Annotated in this window: 13 protein-coding genes; 3 read left to right on the forward strand and 10 right to left on the reverse strand. The window is 58.4% G+C overall.

The window, feature by feature from the left end; all coding sequences use genetic code 11:
* Positions 1–40 precede the first annotated feature (40 nt).
* The 4 genes from Pan189_RS18155 to Pan189_RS18170 all read right to left on the reverse strand — a co-directional run bounded on the left by Pan189_RS18155 (position 41) and on the right by Pan189_RS18170 (position 6,160).
* A complete protein-coding gene (locus Pan189_RS18155) occupies positions 41–1,447 on the reverse strand; it encodes a Gfo/Idh/MocA family protein (RefSeq protein WP_145365500.1) in 1,407 nt (468 codons plus the stop codon).
* A gap of 116 nt (positions 1,448–1,563) precedes the next feature.
* Positions 1,564–2,253, reverse strand: coding sequence for a zinc metallopeptidase (locus tag Pan189_RS18160; protein WP_145365501.1), 690 nt, complete (start codon positions 2,251–2,253; stop codon positions 1,564–1,566).
* A gap of 219 nt (positions 2,254–2,472) precedes the next feature.
* A complete protein-coding gene (locus tag Pan189_RS18165; protein ID WP_310820759.1) occupies positions 2,473–3,465 on the reverse strand; it encodes a helix-turn-helix transcriptional regulator in 993 nt (330 codons plus the stop codon).
* Positions 3,466–3,598: 133 nt separating this feature from the next.
* On the reverse strand, positions 3,599–6,160 hold the full coding sequence (locus tag Pan189_RS18170) for a TolC family protein (protein WP_145365503.1): 2,562 nt from the start codon (positions 6,158–6,160) through the stop codon (positions 3,599–3,601).
* A gap of 345 nt (positions 6,161–6,505) precedes the next feature.
* Here Pan189_RS18170 and Pan189_RS18175 point away from each other — a divergent pair, with 345 nt between their 5' ends.
* Positions 6,506–7,003: a DUF427 domain-containing protein gene (locus tag Pan189_RS18175; protein WP_145365504.1), complete on the forward strand. Its 498-nt coding sequence runs from the start codon at positions 6,506–6,508 to the stop codon at positions 7,001–7,003.
* 27 nt (positions 7,004–7,030) lie between these two features.
* Here Pan189_RS18175 and Pan189_RS18180 read toward each other — a convergent pair whose 3' ends face one another.
* Complete coding sequence (locus Pan189_RS18180) at positions 7,031–7,408, reverse strand: hypothetical protein (RefSeq protein ID WP_145365505.1); 378 nt, start codon at positions 7,406–7,408, stop codon at positions 7,031–7,033.
* Positions 7,409–7,645: 237 nt separating this feature from the next.
* Here Pan189_RS18180 and Pan189_RS21520 point away from each other — a divergent pair, with 237 nt between their 5' ends.
* Positions 7,646–7,807, forward strand: coding sequence for an FXYD domain-containing ion transport regulator (locus Pan189_RS21520; RefSeq protein ID WP_310820760.1), 162 nt, complete (start codon positions 7,646–7,648; stop codon positions 7,805–7,807).
* Here Pan189_RS21520 and Pan189_RS18185 read toward each other — a convergent pair.
* From Pan189_RS18185 to Pan189_RS18205, 5 genes are all read right to left on the reverse strand, one after another.
* Positions 7,804–9,051: a radical SAM protein gene (locus Pan189_RS18185; protein ID WP_145365506.1), complete on the reverse strand. Its 1,248-nt coding sequence runs from the start codon at positions 9,049–9,051 to the stop codon at positions 7,804–7,806. The two genes, Pan189_RS21520 and Pan189_RS18185, sit on opposite strands and share 4 nt — an antisense overlap.
* Before the next feature lie 134 nt (positions 9,052–9,185).
* Positions 9,186–10,307, reverse strand: coding sequence for a glycosyltransferase family protein (locus tag Pan189_RS18190; protein ID WP_145365507.1), 1,122 nt, complete (start codon positions 10,305–10,307; stop codon positions 9,186–9,188).
* Positions 10,308–10,349: 42 nt separating this feature from the next.
* A complete protein-coding gene (locus tag Pan189_RS18195) occupies positions 10,350–11,273 on the reverse strand; it encodes a UDP-2,3-diacylglucosamine diphosphatase (RefSeq protein ID WP_145365508.1) in 924 nt (307 codons plus the stop codon).
* Positions 11,274–11,789: 516 nt separating this feature from the next.
* Positions 11,790–12,122, reverse strand: coding sequence for a DMP19 family protein (locus tag Pan189_RS21525; RefSeq protein WP_310820761.1), 333 nt, complete (start codon positions 12,120–12,122; stop codon positions 11,790–11,792).
* 359 nt (positions 12,123–12,481) lie between these two features.
* Positions 12,482–12,937, reverse strand: coding sequence for a hypothetical protein (locus tag Pan189_RS18205; protein WP_145365510.1), 456 nt, complete (start codon positions 12,935–12,937; stop codon positions 12,482–12,484).
* A gap of 1,869 nt (positions 12,938–14,806) precedes the next feature.
* Here Pan189_RS18205 and Pan189_RS18210 point away from each other — a divergent pair.
* A partial coding sequence (locus Pan189_RS18210) for a serine/threonine-protein kinase (protein ID WP_145366247.1) occupies positions 14,807–16,533 on the forward strand: 1,727 nt, incomplete at its 3' end.

Below are 16,533 nucleotides of genomic sequence, written 5' to 3' on the forward strand. Positions count from 1 at the left end.
CATCGTCGATGATCGCCGGGCGAGTGCTCCGGCAACGGCTTTAAACTTCGATTTCGTATCCGGCGCGGCGCTCGCGACTGCGCATCGAATCGGCAACTTCGTCTCCGACGACTCTTCCCTGCTCGGCATCCCATTGGATCGTCCGATTCAGTCGGACGGCGATGTTCGCCAGGTGACAAGTATTAATCGCCCGATTGTGTGTCCAGACGTCGGAGACCGGTTTCGAGCGCGTCTTCACACACTCGATGAAGTTCGCCATGTGAGGTGACTTGCCGTAGTCAGCCGGATTCGTTCCGCCATAGACATCGGCAATGGCTCCCTCGGGCAGCGGATTGGTCTTTAATTCGTCGACCGCCTGCCCGCTGATTGAACCACGATTGACGAAGATCCGCCCTTCAGTGCCCTCGACGAGAATCCCGTTACGACCGTTGCTGTGAATCAGCATTTCGACGCCGTTCGGGAAGTCGGCCTTCACGCGGAATTTCAAAGCCGCGTTGTAGCGATCGTTCTGAAGCGGCTGACCATGATCATCCAAATCGACGGCGTGGACCGCTTCAAGGGGCTCAAGTCGCGTCGGGCCTTGCCCGGGACCATTCTGGTCGATCAGCCATTGGGCGATATCGACGTGATGGGCACCCCAATCGGTCATCTTCCCGCCGCTGTATTCGTACCACCAGCGGAATTCGTAGTGCCCGTTGGTCAGGGGGCGGGTTTTCTTCGGGCCCTTGTCCGTCTGCCGAAATTGCTCTTTGAGACGAAATTCGGTCAGCGGAGCCTGCCCGAGCCACTTCTCCCAATTGAGTTCGGCCGGCGCTTCGACTGCCGGGATCGGCCCGCTATCTCTGACACTGCCGATCGTGCAGGTGACGCGCTTCACCTCTCCGATCCGGCCGGCGCGGACGATCGCGATGGCTTCAAGGAACCGCTGCCCCATTTCCGAGCGCTGCTGCGTGCCGACCTGAAACACCCGACCGGTTTCTGCCAGTGCTTTCTCGATCAGCGTGCCTTCTTCGATCGTCAATGTCAGCGGCTTTTCGCAGTAGACGTCCTTCCCCGCTTTGAGGGCCTCCACTGCGATCTTGGTGTGCCAGTGATCGGTGGTGCCGATCGTGACAATGTCGATGTCGCTACGGTCGAGAATTTTGCGGTAGTCAGCGACACCTTCGACCGTTGCCCCCTTCTGCCGGCCCTCGACATCCTCTCGCGTTTTCCCGAGACGTCCGCTGTCGAGATCGCAGACGGCAGCGACCGAACCGAAGTTCATCGCGTTTCCCATCACCGTCCTGCCACGGCCGCCCAAGCCGATTGAACCGATGACGGGACGCTCCGACGGCGATGTCTCATCCGCGCGAAGCGACGGCGTCCACCAGTATGGCAGCGCGGCCGTGGCGGCGACCGCGGTACCAGTTTTCAAGAAATCGCGACGGGGGAATGCAGATTGACTCATGGCGGAGATCCGACTTCGAACTTCGACGGGCAAATGTCAGCGGGGAGACGGATCATCATGTGTTGATAAGGCCGATGCAAGGGTCGGCCCAAAGCGATCACCCCATATTTCCGCCGTTAGTCTCGCCGAGACGTCAGAATGAAGACGTAATACAGGATGGTCATTGCCACCTGCAGCGTCCCCGCCACGTAGGTCCAAGCCGCGGCGTTCAGAACTTTATTGACCGCTGCGGCGCCTTGCTGATCGACAATGTTCATCTCGGTCAACAGCCGCTTCGCCCGGGCCGAGGCATCGAATTCGACCGGCAGATTGACCAACTGAAAGAACAGCACGGCCCCGTAGCCGACAATCGCCAGCAGCAGGATCGCCGGACCCAGCGGGCCCTTCGACATGAACATGATCATCAGGCCGACGAACGCCAAAATGCCCGCCAAACCGCCACCGAACGTCGCAGCCGGGACGGCGGCGTTGCGGATTACCAAAGGCGTGTATTCAAAGGCATCCTGCAGCGCGTGCCCCGCTTCGTGGGCCGCGATGCCGACCGCCGAGGCCGAGTGATTGCGAAACACCTTAGGACTGAGCCGCAGGACCTTGCCCCGCGGATCGTAGTGATCGGTCAGCATCCCCTGCGTTTCTTCGATCTCCACATTGTGAAGCCCTGCCTCATCGAGAATATGTCGGGCGGCAGCCGCACCGGAGAGATTCGCCGGGACTTCATCGCCAGCGTGAAACGTCGATTTGACCCGCCACTGCGCCCACATCATCAGCAGGAGCGCGGGCGAGAGAAACAGCAAATACATTATCATTTCGGGGATATCTCCATATCAGTTCGCTCGGCGACGTAACGTCATTCAGGCGTCGCCTCGTTATCTTACGGTATTTCACTCATTTGCGATGGAATTTTTCGCGAATGGTGCCGAGGCCGATCTGGCAGTTGGGCTCCGCAAGCGACCAACGCAGCGATTTTTATGCCGGGCAATGACTGATCAGCGTCAAATTTCGATGGCGGACAAGGTTGGCCCGCTCTACGGAGGACCGGGCGAGTCGATCTCATAGGCTTGGGCGAGTTTTTGAACGTGCTCGCCGACCATGTCGCGGAGTTTGTCGGGCCGAATCACCTCGGCCTCTTTGCCGTAGCCGAGGACCCACCACACGATTTCGGACAGACCGTCGACGGTCACTGAAAATTCGATCGAGCCGTCCGGCTTTCGAACAATCTGCTGCGTGCGGTGCCAACGCACCTCAGCCACATTTCCCGCCACTTTGGGGCCGAAACGGATCACAACATCGTGCCGATCGTTCGGTTCGCGGATGAACGACCACGCATCGCCGAAATAGGCTTTGAGGCTGAACCGGGGAGGGATTTCATACGACTCGTCAGTCAGTTCGGCCTTTCGAATCCGACCGACATTGAACGTCCTGATCTCGTCATGGACCGACGAATGCCCCACGACGTACCAGGCCCGGCGCTGAAAGAAAATTCGGTACGGCGAAACCTGCGTCCGGATTTCGCCATCTTCTTCGAAACTATGGTAAGTCAACCGCAGGCATTGCCTCTTGCCGATCGCGTCGATCAGCAACTGGTAGTGCGCCGGCTCGCCCGCATCGGACCGCGGTGCTTCCAACCGGACCGAAATTCGCTCGACGACCTCGCCCAATTCGTCGCGAATGCTTTCGGGCAGACCGCTCAGCAATTTGACCGCCGCCGAACGGGCCGCGGCGTGAAATGGGATTCCGCCGTCACCGCCAAGTTCTTCGCACAATAAAAGCAGCGAAAGCGTCTCGGCGAACGTAAACTCCGCCGGGCGCAAGTACGAACGAACCGGCATCGAGAACCCGCGTCCCTCCTCGTCGTATTCGAGCGGGAGGCCGGCGTCACGCAGCAGATTGATATCTCGAAAAATCGTGCGACGGCTCACGCCGCAGAGTTCGGCTAATTCCGCGGCACTTAAAGTCTTTCCGGATTGAAGATAGCTTGCCAGTTGAAATAAACGAAAGACGCGGCCCGCAGGTTCCATGCAGCTCATTCTCTGTGAAGAAGCGGCTTATCGCGGAAGGGACGCCAAATCCTGACGTGCGGATTTGACGCTTCCTTCCGGGTGAGCAGTTCATGCCCCCGATAGGTAATAGCACGGGGTCGAGTGCAGGACCTTACTTAGCCCGCCACGTGTCCGTTTTCCAGTCAGGACCGAACGATCGCTCATTATGATCGTTCGAAGACTGCATATCAGAGGTCGCCGTGGTGAAGGAACGCGAATCACTTCGGGCTCCCTCGACTGGCCCGGCCGAAATTTTCTGAATGACATCCGATTCGGTCTCGCCGCCGGGCTTCGTCGAGGCGAAATCGCTCGGAGTGAAGTCGGCCCTCTCCACCGCACCGGTCGATCCCGCCGACTCCAACTCTGCAAAAGGATTCATTCGGCTCGCAGTCCGCAGTTTTAGCGGCCCGTACGCTTGGGGACCGGCAGGGGCACGCTCGGCATCTTCCGGAGCCGGGATGGCCGGCGGAGCGAACGGCACGGCGTCCTCAGAGGCAGCAGGGGTTTCGTCGAACGGGTCCGTTTCGAAATCGAGGGCCGGGTCGACCTCATTGGCGTTCATCGGAACCGGCTGCTCGTCTTCCGTAGCGGGAGGAGGCAATTCATCCGGCTCCAGCGGTGACGGCGGCAGGGGAGCCTCGTCAATCGTCGGTCCCACTTCCGGAACGACGAGCACGCGGCTGTCGTCGGGAATCGCGAATGCTTCGGGAGCGTTCTTGAGCAGCGGGTTAGGAATCCCGTGGCTGCGTTCCCAAGCCTTTCGCAAGGCTTGCTTATAGGCCTTCGGTTGCCAACCCCCTTCGGCCAGTCGGATGTTGTTCCAATCGAGCAGCGTCCCCTTGGCGAATTCCAACTGTGCGATCGCCTGGTTATAGCTGACCAGACTCGTGAAGTAAGAACTCTCGGCTTGAGCGAGACTCGACTGCGCCCGCAACACTTCGTCGAGCGTGACCGTTCCGGCACGGTACTCTTCTTCGAACAACTCGACCCGTCGCTTCGCCGCAATTCGGCGGTTGAAGTTCGTTTGGGCCGTTTGATATTGCAGCGCGACCTGCTGAATCGCGTCGGCCACTTCATGGCTGATGTCCTGCTCCTGCACGGAAAGCACTTTTCTCGCCTTCGATATTTGAAGTTCGAGATTCCGTTTTTGGGCGTGAGCCTGACGCAACCCAAGGGGCACGGCGAACTCCATCCCCAACGTCCACTGCGTTTGATCGTTTCGCAGCAGGGTGGCGTAGGCATCATCGAACGGGCCGGTGTTGGCCTTATTGATTAAGTCATCGCCGAATGCGTTGACCCGATAGCCGGCAAAGACGTCGAACGAGGGCTGTACCAAATTCAATGCCGCCCGCAACTGATAGTCGAGGCTCTTAATCCGCCACTTCTGCTGGCGCAGTTCGGTGCGGAACATGATGCCCTCGGTCACGCACGTTTGCCACTCGGGAACAAGTTCGGCGGTTGAGGGTTCGTCGATCGGCCGAATCACGCGGCCGTCGTTGACCACGAGACCGAGCAGCCGTCGCAATTCCGACTCGTTCGTATAAATGTTATTAAGCGCCTGCTCGACGAGCGCCCGGGTTTCGAAGTAGAAGTCGCGGGCCTGTGCTTCGTCTGCGGGTCGGAATCCTTGGACGCCGCCGATCTCAAGCCGCGCTTTCGATTCCCGCCAGCTCCGCAGGGCACTGTTGCGCTGCTGCAGGGCGGTTTCGTAATTGCGATAGTCGAGATAGAGGTCCCAGTAGGTATCTTCGACGCTCTTAAGCAGGTCACGCGTTGCAAGTTCGAATTCGGCGATCGTGATGTCGTTGTTGATCCGTGCGATCACGACACCGTTGGCGACCCCGTTGACGACCCGTGTGATGCCCTGAGCCGCGCCGACCGCACCAAAGGCATTTCCCGCGGGGCCGGCGATTCGGTTGAAATCGACGCCGCCGCCGGCAAGCAGTGGCTGCCGGGCTTCAATCCCGATATTCCCGGTATAGACCGAAGGAAAGATCTGAGCCGGCGAGAATGTGTTGTTACCGTCGTAGTTCCAATTGTGACTGACCTCGATCACGCCACCGGTCGCCACCGTCTTTTGAATGGCCGCGTTGAACTGGGCCGTCTCATTGACAAGTTCGAAGGGCGTTGCGATTCCGGGCAAACCGGCGATGAAGGAGTTGTTGACGATTTGCTCGTTTCGGCCCCAGGTCATGGACGTCGTGAAGTCGGCATCGAAGTCGGAGAGTGCCGCCTCGACACCGCGATTGCCGATCACGTTCGAATTCTGAATCGCCGGATCGTAGACACTCGGATTATTGTTGGCCGCGGCGAGTGACGTTGTATTAAGACCGAATGTTCCAACCGCCCCACGTGATGCCGAGGAAATGCGAATCACCTCATTGTTCTGCAGCGCGATGCCGATCGCCTCCTGCAGCGTGAGGTCCCAGATTTCGTCTTTGCGTCGATTTCGCACCGTCCGAGGCTCGAGACTACTCAGCGCATCGCTGGGGTCCCCCTCCGTGGCGAACGGGTAATCGACGTCGAGTTCGCTGTCCTCGTACGAAGTCAGCTTCGCTTGACCGAGGTATGTCAGCTTCGGCTCGGCCGTCGAGCAACCGACGGCCAGGGCGCACATGGCGACCCCCGCGCAAGCGGCCCCGAGAAGCTGTCTGTTACCGATGCGGCGTGGCATGGTCGTTCCTTCGTCGCCGCGTGGCTGCGGCGTCAGAGGCAGGATGTTCGATCAGCGGGCCGACTCGTCTGCCTGATGGTTGGCAACGGAGGATTTCACGGCGTGAGTGCCGCGCAACCCGGACGGTCCGCATCCTGCCTATCGACGGATCGATCGGCACGGATTGAATACTTCGTACGATCGTTACGCGAAGATTCATCGGTCCGGCAGTCATAACCGGAAAGGTCGGTGCCATGATCGGCGCGCCGACTATGATTCCCCGAAGGAGCTAGAAGCAAGGAGTCGGTCGTTCGCAGCCGAACCTTTGACGAACGGAGCCCGCCTCTCAATTAAAGAAAGTGAGTGATGCTGCACCCTCAACGAATTGAACCGGGGCCCGGCCAGGAATCAGTCTGGGATTACCCGCGCCCGCCCCGGCTTGAATCAGTCCCACAGCGACTGCTCGTTCGCTTTGCGGGCGAAGTCATCGCGGAGACGACCCGCGGCTATCGGGTTCTCGAAACGAGCCACCCGCCGGTCTATTATTTCCCACCAGATGACGTGCAGAGCGACTTCATCGTTCCGGTCGACGGAACGACCCACTGCGAATGGAAGGGCCGGGCTGCTTACTTCGACGTCCGCGTCGGAGAGCAGGTTGCCGAGCGGGTCGCCTACAGTTACCCCGCCCCGGTCGCCCGCTTCGAGGCGATTACAGACTACCTCTCGTTTTACGCCGGTCCAATGGACGAATGCCACGTCGGTGACGAGATCGTCGAACCCCAACCCGGCGACTTCTACAGCGGCTGGATCACACCCGACATCGTCGGCCCAATCAAAGGCGGCCCGGGGTCGAGGGGGTGGTGACGCACTCTTCGGCGGAGCGGGCAGCCCTCACGCGTAGCGATTAAATCCGAGCAGACTGAGCATTACTGCCGTGCAGACAAGATAGATCGCCGTCATAAAAACCACGAGGATCGGCGTAACGACAAGCATGATCGCTCGGCCGCCACGCGTGTTCGCGCGCTCTTTCAGTACCGCGTCCCACCCGACGAACGTCGCGATGCCCATCGCAATGATTGGCCCGTAGAAAAACGCGTAATCACCAACGGTCCAATTGTTTTGTTGGCCGAAGCCGGTCGGGGCGGGAATGACGTGCTTCAGCATAAAGCAAAAACTCGTCACCAGCGGACCGCCCAGAACGGCCACGAACCAGATGTGAGACCACCATCCCTCGGCGGCTGTTGTCGAATCGGCATCGGTTGCGTTCATCATAACTCTCTGTTGGGGCGCGAAGGACCGTCAGAGTTCTCGGTCGGCCGGTTCGACTGTTGGATCGAGTCAAACCTTCAATTTCGGGCCGGCGTCGTTGTCGCCAGCGACTCGTGACGCCACAATCCGTCGAAGTCTTACATCCGCTGTGGCTTCACTTATTGAACGATGCTTAAGTGACCGAAGCCACATCAATGCGGCACGCCCGCCGCCAATTTCCTTGGAGCGAACGATTCGATGGAAGTCATCTTCGGCGGACTGATCTTCGGCGGGCTGCTCACGATCGCCGGTGCCGTCGCAATGACCGTGCGGCCCCTCTACTCGATCGCCGAGGCACTGCAAGCAATCTCGCAGTCATCGAGAACGAACAAAGACGAACCTGAAAAGCGGACTAATTAACCCGCCCCCTGCTCCACCGGTTCGGGCTTCGGTTCTTGCTCCGGTTCGATATCGAGATCGATCAACGCTGGCGCGTTCGGGACGGCATCTTCGGGCGCGACGAGTTCCGGTGAGGCGAAACCTTCGACCGATTGCACGCCTTTCGCCCTACTCGGCCGACCGGGGAGGATCGACTCTTTAAGCAGGTCGAGCGTGTAGATCGCGCTCGGCAGGACTTCACATTCGGCCCAGCAGCCGGGGCAGGCTCGGACCCAGTCGCGTTGCTGCCTAAAGCGGGCGCTCTCCCAGATCTCTTTGAAGCTCTGCTCCTTCAGATTACCGGCGACCTTGCTGTTGAACTGGCACGTCGGAATATCGCCATTGGGAAATAGCCGCAGGTGCGCATTGAGGGCCACACACTTGGGGTTCGGCACGCCCCCCTCCCCCAATAGCCGGTTCTTAATTCCTCGCAGATAATACTTCTTCGCCAACCGTTCGACGAACGGCAGCGACTTCATGTCTTTTTCGACCTCGCCGATCAATTCGCGAACGTTGTCGTCGGTGAATTCGCCGAAGGTCGAAAACTCACCGAATTGCGTCGGCGCGACATCCACGTTCTTTTCGATGTTATAGGTCGCGCTCACGTCATATGCCATGACCATCTGATGCCGGACGCCGAGCGGCCGGAGCACTTCCCGCAACTGTCGATATTGCTCGATCCCGTCGGCGTCGACGATCGTCTGATTCACGGCAAGCTTAATATTCAGCTCTTTTCGCCGCCCGGCCAGAATCGTCAGTGTTTTTAATGCCGCCTTATAGGCGATGTTCGAGCCACGAATGTGATTGTGCTTCTCGCCCACGCCGTCGAGTGAAATCAGGACTTCGAGCGGAATCTTCTTCGGCCGCTGCTCGCAGAATTTCACGATCCGGTCGGTGAGAAAACCGTTCGTCGTGATGTGAATTAAGAGTGGCTTGAGCTTTTCTTCGGCGAGGCGGTAGAGCTCCGGGAAGTCCTTGCGCACGAACGGCTCGCCACCGGTGAGGCGAACGGCGTCCATCGTGGGCAGGTCGTCGAAGATGCGGCTGACCTCGTCGACCGTCAGGTCTCCCTCGGTCGGCATCTTCCACGAGTCGCACATGATGCAACGCGCGTTGCATCCGAATGTGACGGTGTAGGTTAAGAATCGCGGTCGGTCATCGAGCCGACGTTGATTCTTATAGACTGCTCGGGCAAAGCCGCCCGCTCGTAACAGGGTTCGAAACATATTCTTGAATATCTATCTTGCTTGCGATTTCTTCTTAGCTTGTGACTGCGGGCCAGTGGAAACGACTCTAGAAGCGAGAAGAGATGAGCGAGAAGCGACGTTCCCATCTTTCGCCTCGCTCAACGCTTCTTGCGTCATCCCGCCACCGGGACTGCCTTTGGGGAAACGGGAGGTTTAATCGTACCGGCGATGCGGCCCAGAACGCGGCGAACGGCTTCGACCGCGCGCTCATTACCGCAGTAACGGTTGGGGTCGACAATTTCAGCCCGCAGGTCGGGGACGCGTTCGATGAAATCGCCGAGTCGATCGGCATTGAACTGCCCGACGCGGACCCAGTCGCCGCCCCCTTCACGTTTCAAGAAGTGGGCATTAATGAATTGCTCGAAGTTGTTCGGCTCCGGCATCGCAAGTACTGGCTTTCGCAGGTAGAGCGCCTCGCCGACAAGTTGATTTCCCGCGTTCGAAATTAACGCCGAGCATGATGCCAGATCTGCGAGGAAGCCGCTGTCGCTGATCGGTCGATAGATGATATTTCCGTCCGCCGGCTTTTCGCCGAGGCCGTAGAGCCGGACTTCTTTACCGCAGCGCCGCAGCGCCTCGAGCACGTGCGGGTGAGCGAACCGTCTGAGATAGACGAGCAAATGCCCCGCATCGCTCGCTTCGGCGTTCAACACCTCGGTTCGCATCAGATTGCCGACCTGCGTGACGATGTCGCGAAACTTCGGCCGCAGCGGCGGATCGTAAAAAGACGAGACAATCAGTTCCGTCGCGTTGGGACAGAACAGATTGACGAGCGGCGCCGTTGCGGTCGCACGGGCTCGCAGGTGCCACGGAATTCCGGCCAGATCGTCGACGATCAGGAAGTGCTGGTGATTGATGCTGACGACCGGAACCCCGGCCCGCTCGGCCGCCCTCGGCAACGCCGGTTCGAAGTCTGTCAGAACGAGATCGGCCCCGGCATCTCGCAGCCGACGCTCGAAGTCGCGAACAAGCGCGGGTAGTTGCCACAGATAGGCCGCGGCCCCGCGAGCCGTGCGCGGCAGGTTCAGCCTTCGATCGTAATAGTGAAACAGCAGTCCCGGCACTCGATGCACTTCGACGTCGGACTGCGCATACAGCGGGGCGAGGAAATCGTAGGCCGCCTCGGGGGCGAGCAATACGATACGGTGCTCGTGACGGAGCGATTCGACGATCGCCCGCACTCGCGTGGCGTGCCCTCGGCCTTCTCCGGCCATGCTGTAGAAGATCGTCGCCATCGGATTCCCTGGGTCGACCACTCAGCGTCCTTGCCCGGCAGTCTAATTCGCCAGAGCCGGCTCCGCCACAGCCACAGACCCCAATGGGGTCACTTCTTCCTCAGCCAGTTCGTTTCGGGGCCGCAATGTCTCGCCTGCTTGCGCGGTTTGCGGAATCGCTTCGGCCGGTATCGTGGCGATCGGTCGACAGTCTATTCCGTCATATTCGACCAACTGCATCGTGCCGCAGTTGTACTCGATCAACGCCGTACTGTGCTCAATCCAGTCACCGGTGTTGAAATAGGTAACATCGTCAACATCGAGGCGATTGGGACGGTGGATGTGCCCGCAGATCACGCCGTGGCAATCATTGGCGCTGGCGTGCTCACCGAGCGTTTTCTCGAAATCGGAAAAGAACCGCACCAACCACTTGGCTTTCGACTTCAGCGACGCACACAGCGAGAAATCACCCTTCCGGCCGCGGACGAAACTGAGCATCCGATTGCCATAGAGCATGATTTCGTAAGCAAACGTGGCGACAACCGAAATCCACTGGGCTCCCTGCTCGAACCGATCGAACTTGTCCCCGTGCGTCACCAGATAACGGTGACCGTGGGCCGTTTCGTGGACGAATTCGTCCGCGATCGTGATGCCGCCCATCTGCAGCGGGAACGTTCGCAGAAAGTTGTCGTGGTTCCCGGGCGTGTACAGGACATTCGTGCCCGAATCGGCCATCGCGACCAGACGTTGCAGGATCGCGTCGTAGGTCGCCGTCCAATGCCACAGGCGGCGCAATCGCCACCCGTCGATGATATCGCCGACCAAATAGAGGTTCTCGGGCTGATAGGCGTGCAGAAACGTCAAAAAACGCTCGGCACGAGCATGTTTGCAGCCCAGATGCACATCGCTGACGAAAATCGAACGGACGTCAGACCCGTTCTGTTCCGAAAGCGGCATCGCGTCACCGGCCAAGGTGGCGCTCGTCATAAGACGACTCCCGAACGGACAGGGGTTGGAATTGCGGAGCGGAAAGTTCCGACGGACTCCGCCTGCATCAGTGTTCGTCGACTGTGACCCTACTACTGCAAAATTGATTTTCAATGAAGTTCTGGTGAAAGCCAGCGCCGAAATTGTGAAGAATGTGGAAAACCTGCTTTCAGCCGCCCACGGCTCATGCCTTCGCACCACGTAGAAACCCTAATTCGCCCCCCACCAAAGCAGTCAAGCCGCCGGGAATCGCTGTAGATCACCCCGAAGCTGCGACCCAATGGGCTTGGGCGACAGCACGTTTCGCTCGGGGAGCGACATCATCGCCCCGGAATTCGGCGTTGGCGCGACTCCATGGATGCGGAGACTTGCTTCAGCGGTGACCTTGGCTCGATAAGGACACGCTGCTTGCCGTTGAGCAGATAGTCAGGGAAATCGGGAACTGGCAGGATTGCCGGGTAACGACCTTGGCGTTCAGCCGCGGACGCGCAGTGACCTGCCCGCTACAACGGCCTGTTAGCTGTTGTCATACGCGTTGAGAAGTTGTTCCAAGTCATCATCGTACTCCAAGAACGCCTGGTCCTCCTCCTCGAACGCCTCTCCGTCCGGGGAGATTAGGAGAAGCTGCTTCTGCCGCTCTGTTCTATCCCGTGGGGGCCCCTCTCCGGGGAACTTCGCAGCCGCCCTCTCGACAATGGCGGCCGTGTGCTCGGCCCCAACGGCCCGAATCGCAGAGATTACCTCTGATGTTCGGTCTCCGGCCGAGTTGAAGAAGAACTGGTCGAAGCCACCGTTGTTGACCTCGGCCTCGCACTCTCGTATCAGACTCGCAATTTTAGCTTTGTCCATCGACCCTTCCTGAGTATCCCGTCGTCCGATCTCACCAACTTCGCCGCCGCATGCCGGAAGCAGGACCAAGGCCGTCGCTGCAATCACGAGGAGCGGACACCGTATCATAAACCCCATATGGTAACGTCTGCAACAACCGGGTACGGCTATTGTAAACGCCTCATAAGGTGCTCCGGCGGGGTGGCTGGGGACGGTCCCGAAGAGCCGCCCCCAGTGAGCGCGGGGTGGAGTTGGCATTTCTAGTTGATCTTAATTACTGGGGGCAGGCGGTGGAATTGCGAGAGGTCGCATCTCGACAAAATTGAAGCCGCAATCGCAGAAACGTCCCTCCGAGCCTTCCGCCGCATGGTCCCCCAACTTTATTCTGCGGGTCCCAACGTTACATCTAACGTTGGATTCAAATTTCGTGCATCGGGATTGAAGTATCGCATTAGAATCCCGTTCGGACCGTCTTCAAATTGTGGAGCAAATACCGATGTCGAGTCTATCACATTAAACGGCGGCGAGGTGGCGCCTTGCGAGAGCTTGTGTAGCTCGGCCGGATCAGCCGAAAAATCGATCCACACGTGCTGCTGAAACGTGTCGTATGACCAACCAGAGACCCGGCTGCCTCCGGCATCAAAATACGGTTGCAAATCGGCCCAGCCGTCTGGCCATTTCCCATCGTGATCCTCCATGTAGTAAATCACCATTTCGGCCGCGCCCCACTGCGCATAGGAATCGTCGAGACGCGAAAACGTCATGGCCACGGAGAACCCAAGCAACACGATGGAACAGCCGAGGGTCAAGGCGATATATCGAACTACGCGTCGCATCTTTTGATTTTGGAAACGTCAAAGCTCACAGAATCCCTGCCGGTAGCAAGGGATGACTTGAGGACTCGGGATGAATGGTCATGAAATTTCGACGCGGAGCAACGTAACAAGGCCAACGATGCATGCGCCGCCAAGGAGAGTGCCGAGTACGGCGATTCTTGCAAAACTTGAAGGCTGCTCACCGATTCCGGTCGGTTCGCTATTTGAATTCTCGAAAAACTGTCCGGTGAAGAGCCCGTAAAAAACGGGTGCCAAGCAAGTGAATGAACCCACTAGGGAGGCCGCGAGTCCGAAAGCAACAAGCAGATATTCCACGCCGCCTAACCAGCGTTAATCAAGAACTATTCCGAATAACATGCGTACGTTAATTCGCCAAGTGGCTGTCTACAATTAATTTATTGCGAACTCAAAACAAAATTCCCTGGCGGGTCTTCGGACACGGCTAGGTTGAGTTGGCCTGCAAGGTCCGCGACAAGGTCAGCGGCGGTTGCGCCTTCGAAGGTGAGCGTAACGCCCATGTCGAGCTTAGTCGCGTCTGAGCAAGAAACGCTGGTTTCGGTTGTTTCTGCAATATCTTGCAATAGGTCGCCGAAGTGTGCCCTGACCACTTTATATTTGTAGGTGTCGCTCCCATCCGGGGCCGTTCCGGTTTCCGAGCCCATTGAACCGTAGTTGTTATTTGTGATTGTTACCCAACCGACAGCGCCGGGGTCCGCAGCGGTGCTTGGAGGAGTAGTGGACGAAGGGGCCACTCCAGGGGCGTCACTGTTTGGGGAACACCCTAAACAGAGCGAAAGTAATGTGGCGAGTAACGTTGCCAAAGCTCTCATAGCGCGTCTCCGTGGGATTTCGTGGCTAATGTCCCCGTTCACCGGGCCGCGGCGTTACACGTTGAATCAAGTTCGGTCGGATTCGCCGTCCGGTTCAAGAATAGTTATTTTCAGCTTTCTACTTGGCGTAATGCCCAATTGAGAGCTTCGTCCGATAGCCTGAGCAGCGACTCGTCAACTGTCACGCGTCGTAGTTTTTCCTCGGATAGTCTGCGTGCGAGTATTCGCCGCCGAATGTCTTTGTGGACTTTTTTGAGTTCGTCCACGGAATCAGTCGAATTGGATCCGTTTAACAGTGCAATAGCCTCGCTGTATATGGCGCGAATCTCGGCAGCGTTTCCGGGCACCCTCGGGATGTGTGGGTTTTGTTGCATCAGGATCGTGGATTGGCTGTGCTGAGAAGGTTACATCACACGTCCCGCGCATGACCCGAACGCCGACTCGTAACATCCTTGTGTTTTGGCAAGCATTCTTCACGGCCTAACCAATATCTACCAAGACTTGTTCCGATCAATGTGCTCACGCCCTTCGGAACAAAACTGGCCAAAATCGCCCTAGCTAGAACCGTCGCGATCATATCACCATAGAAGTCCATCATTGCCATCCGAAAATCGCGCAGCAAACTGAAAAACGGGGACCAAGAAGTTTCGGCACGGTTCGGATGTCGTAGCCGTCTTCGATGAGGTGCAACGCGAAAGAAAGATACGCCGCCCCGTGCGATTCGGTGCGGCGTATTGCAGCGACAAAAACTGGGCGATGAGGGACTCGAAGCAAATGCCATAACCAATGTCGTCGAAACGAGTTCAGCGCAGTCCGGCAACAAATGCGGTGCAGATTCCGGTGCAATGACGCCGCTCACGGATTCCGAGTACCTTCTCTACCGATGGCCGCATCTATCGACGGCTGATTTGCAAATCCTCCTCGGCCGCCTCGGTGAAAGTTCCCACGGTGTTCCCCCGTCGATTCCATCTCAGGTTTCGGGAGACTAGCTTGGGCGTGGAAACATCGAAAAGACTTCCCGGTCGAGTTCTCTCCCGCCATGCCTTCCGAAAGTAACCCCGGCTCCGACCGCAACTTGCTCTATGGAATGATTGCGCTCCAAGCGGGGCTGGTCACGAAGAACGCCCTGCTGGAAGCAATGCAGGCGTGGGTGCTCGACAAGGATCGTCCGCTCGGCGACATCTTGGTCGAAAAAGGTGGGCTGAACTCGGAGGCAAAAACTCTGCTCGATTCTCTCGTCGAGATGCAGGTCGCCCGACACAACGGAGACGTCGAAGCCAGCCTCGCTGAGGTGAGTTCAGTTCCCACATCGGCAGTCGAGTTACTCGCCGAAGTCGAGGATTCGGAGGTACAGAACATGCTCGCTTCATTCAAAGTTCCGAAAGCAAATCCGGATCTTTCTGCGGGCGGCGCTGCGACACTCATCGTCGCCTCGGCGGGCGGCGCTGCGACAGACATCGTCGCCTCGGCGGGCGGCATGCGCTACCAGATACTCCGGCCGCATGCGAAAGGCGGCTTGGGGCAGGTTCTTGTCGCCCGAGACACGGAACTCCAACGTGAGGTGGCCCTGAAAGAGATTCTGGATCACGCGGCGTCCAACGAGGAAGCCCGGTCGCGGTTTCTATTGGAAGCCGAGGTGACCGGCAAGCTGGAGCATCCCGGGATTGTGCCCGTTTACGGACTTGGTACCTACGCAGACGGCCGTCCCTATTACGCGATGAAGTTCATCCGCGGGCAGAGCCTGAAAGAAGCCACTGAAGAATATCACAGTCAGAAAGGCCAAACATCGGCTGAACGCAACACCGCGTTTCGCAGTCTCATCGGTCGCTTCGTCGACCTGTGCAATACGATTGCGTACGCCCACAGCCGCGGTGTCCTTCACCGCGACCTGAAACCTGGCAACGTGATGCTGGGAAAGTACGGCGAGACGCTGGTTGTCGACTGGGGAATAGCGAAAGTCGAAGGACGGAAAGATACGGCCGGAGCATCGACGCTCGAAGATGAGAGAAAGATAAACGTCACCTCCGGTTCCAACGCGACGCCCACGCAAACCGGACGTGCGGTCGGAACGCCCGCTTTCATGAGTCCGGAACAGGCCGCCGGTCGTCACGATCTGCTCGGACCAGCCAGCGATATCTACGGCCTCGGGGCAACGCTCTACTACGTATTAACCGGAAAACCTCCGGTCCAAGGCGACAATATCGCTGAAGTCCTCCGCAATGTGGAACAGGGGCGAATCGAGCCACCATCGGCGATCAAGTCCGGCATTGCGCCTGATCTCAGCGCAATTAGCATGAAGGCTCTGACGAACGAGCCGAAAGACCGTTATTCCTCGGCAGAAGATATCGCGGCGGACCTAGAGCGATGGTTGGCTGATGAACCGGTTTCGGTGCGGCGTCCCTCAGTCTTAGAGCGTGCGGGAAGGCTTCTCAAGCGGCATCGCGCGAGCGTACTCGTGGGCACGTCGGCGCTGCTTCTGCTGTCTGTTGGCGCATTAACTGCAATTGTTGCCATTACAAACTATGCGAGCAGTGAGGCAGCGGCGCGGAGCGAGGCTCAGGCGGCCGAATTGGTCGCCGTGGAGAACGAGAAAGCCGCCCGGAAAGCAGAACGCGAGGCCGAGCGCGCCGCTATTGAAGAGCGTAAGGCCAAAGACGTAGCTGTCGTGGCGAAAAACAATATCCAACGAGAGAAACGAAAGCTCGAAAAAGTTCTCTATCGAGAGCAAATCAATGGGGCCCGTCAAGCTTGGGAGGCCGGTGACGT

It is taken from the genome of Stratiformator vulcanicus (genome assembly GCF_007744515.1).
In the GTDB taxonomy this organism is placed as follows: Bacteria; Planctomycetota; Planctomycetia; order Planctomycetales; family Planctomycetaceae; genus Stratiformator; species Stratiformator vulcanicus.

Coding starts and splice junctions, on each gene's coding strand:
- Pan189_RS18155 (WP_145365500.1), bottom strand. CDS start 1,447: ATGAGTCAATCTGCATTCCCCCGTCGCGATTTCTTGAAAACTGGTACC.
- Pan189_RS18160 (WP_145365501.1), bottom strand. CDS start 2,253: ATGATAATGTATTTGCTGTTTCTCTCGCCCGCGCTCCTGCTGATGATG.
- Pan189_RS21520 (WP_310820760.1), top strand. CDS start 7,646: ATGGAAGTCATCTTCGGCGGACTGATCTTCGGCGGGCTGCTCACGATC.
- Pan189_RS18165 (WP_310820759.1), bottom strand. CDS start 3,465: ATGGAACCTGCGGGCCGCGTCTTTCGTTTATTTCAACTGGCAAGCTAT.
- Pan189_RS18195 (WP_145365508.1), bottom strand. CDS start 11,273: ATGACGAGCGCCACCTTGGCCGGTGACGCGATGCCGCTTTCGGAACAG.
- Pan189_RS18190 (WP_145365507.1), bottom strand. CDS start 10,307: ATGGCGACGATCTTCTACAGCATGGCCGGAGAAGGCCGAGGGCACGCC.
- Pan189_RS18170 (WP_145365503.1), bottom strand. CDS start 6,160: ATGCCACGCCGCATCGGTAACAGACAGCTTCTCGGGGCCGCTTGCGCG.
- Pan189_RS18185 (WP_145365506.1), bottom strand. CDS start 9,051: ATGTTTCGAACCCTGTTACGAGCGGGCGGCTTTGCCCGAGCAGTCTAT.
- Pan189_RS21525 (WP_310820761.1), bottom strand. CDS start 12,122: ATGGACAAAGCTAAAATTGCGAGTCTGATACGAGAGTGCGAGGCCGAG.
- Pan189_RS18175 (WP_145365504.1), top strand. CDS start 6,506: ATGCTGCACCCTCAACGAATTGAACCGGGGCCCGGCCAGGAATCAGTC.
- Pan189_RS18205 (WP_145365510.1), bottom strand. CDS start 12,937: ATGCGACGCGTAGTTCGATATATCGCCTTGACCCTCGGCTGTTCCATC.
- Pan189_RS18180 (WP_145365505.1), bottom strand. CDS start 7,408: ATGAACGCAACCGATGCCGATTCGACAACAGCCGCCGAGGGATGGTGG.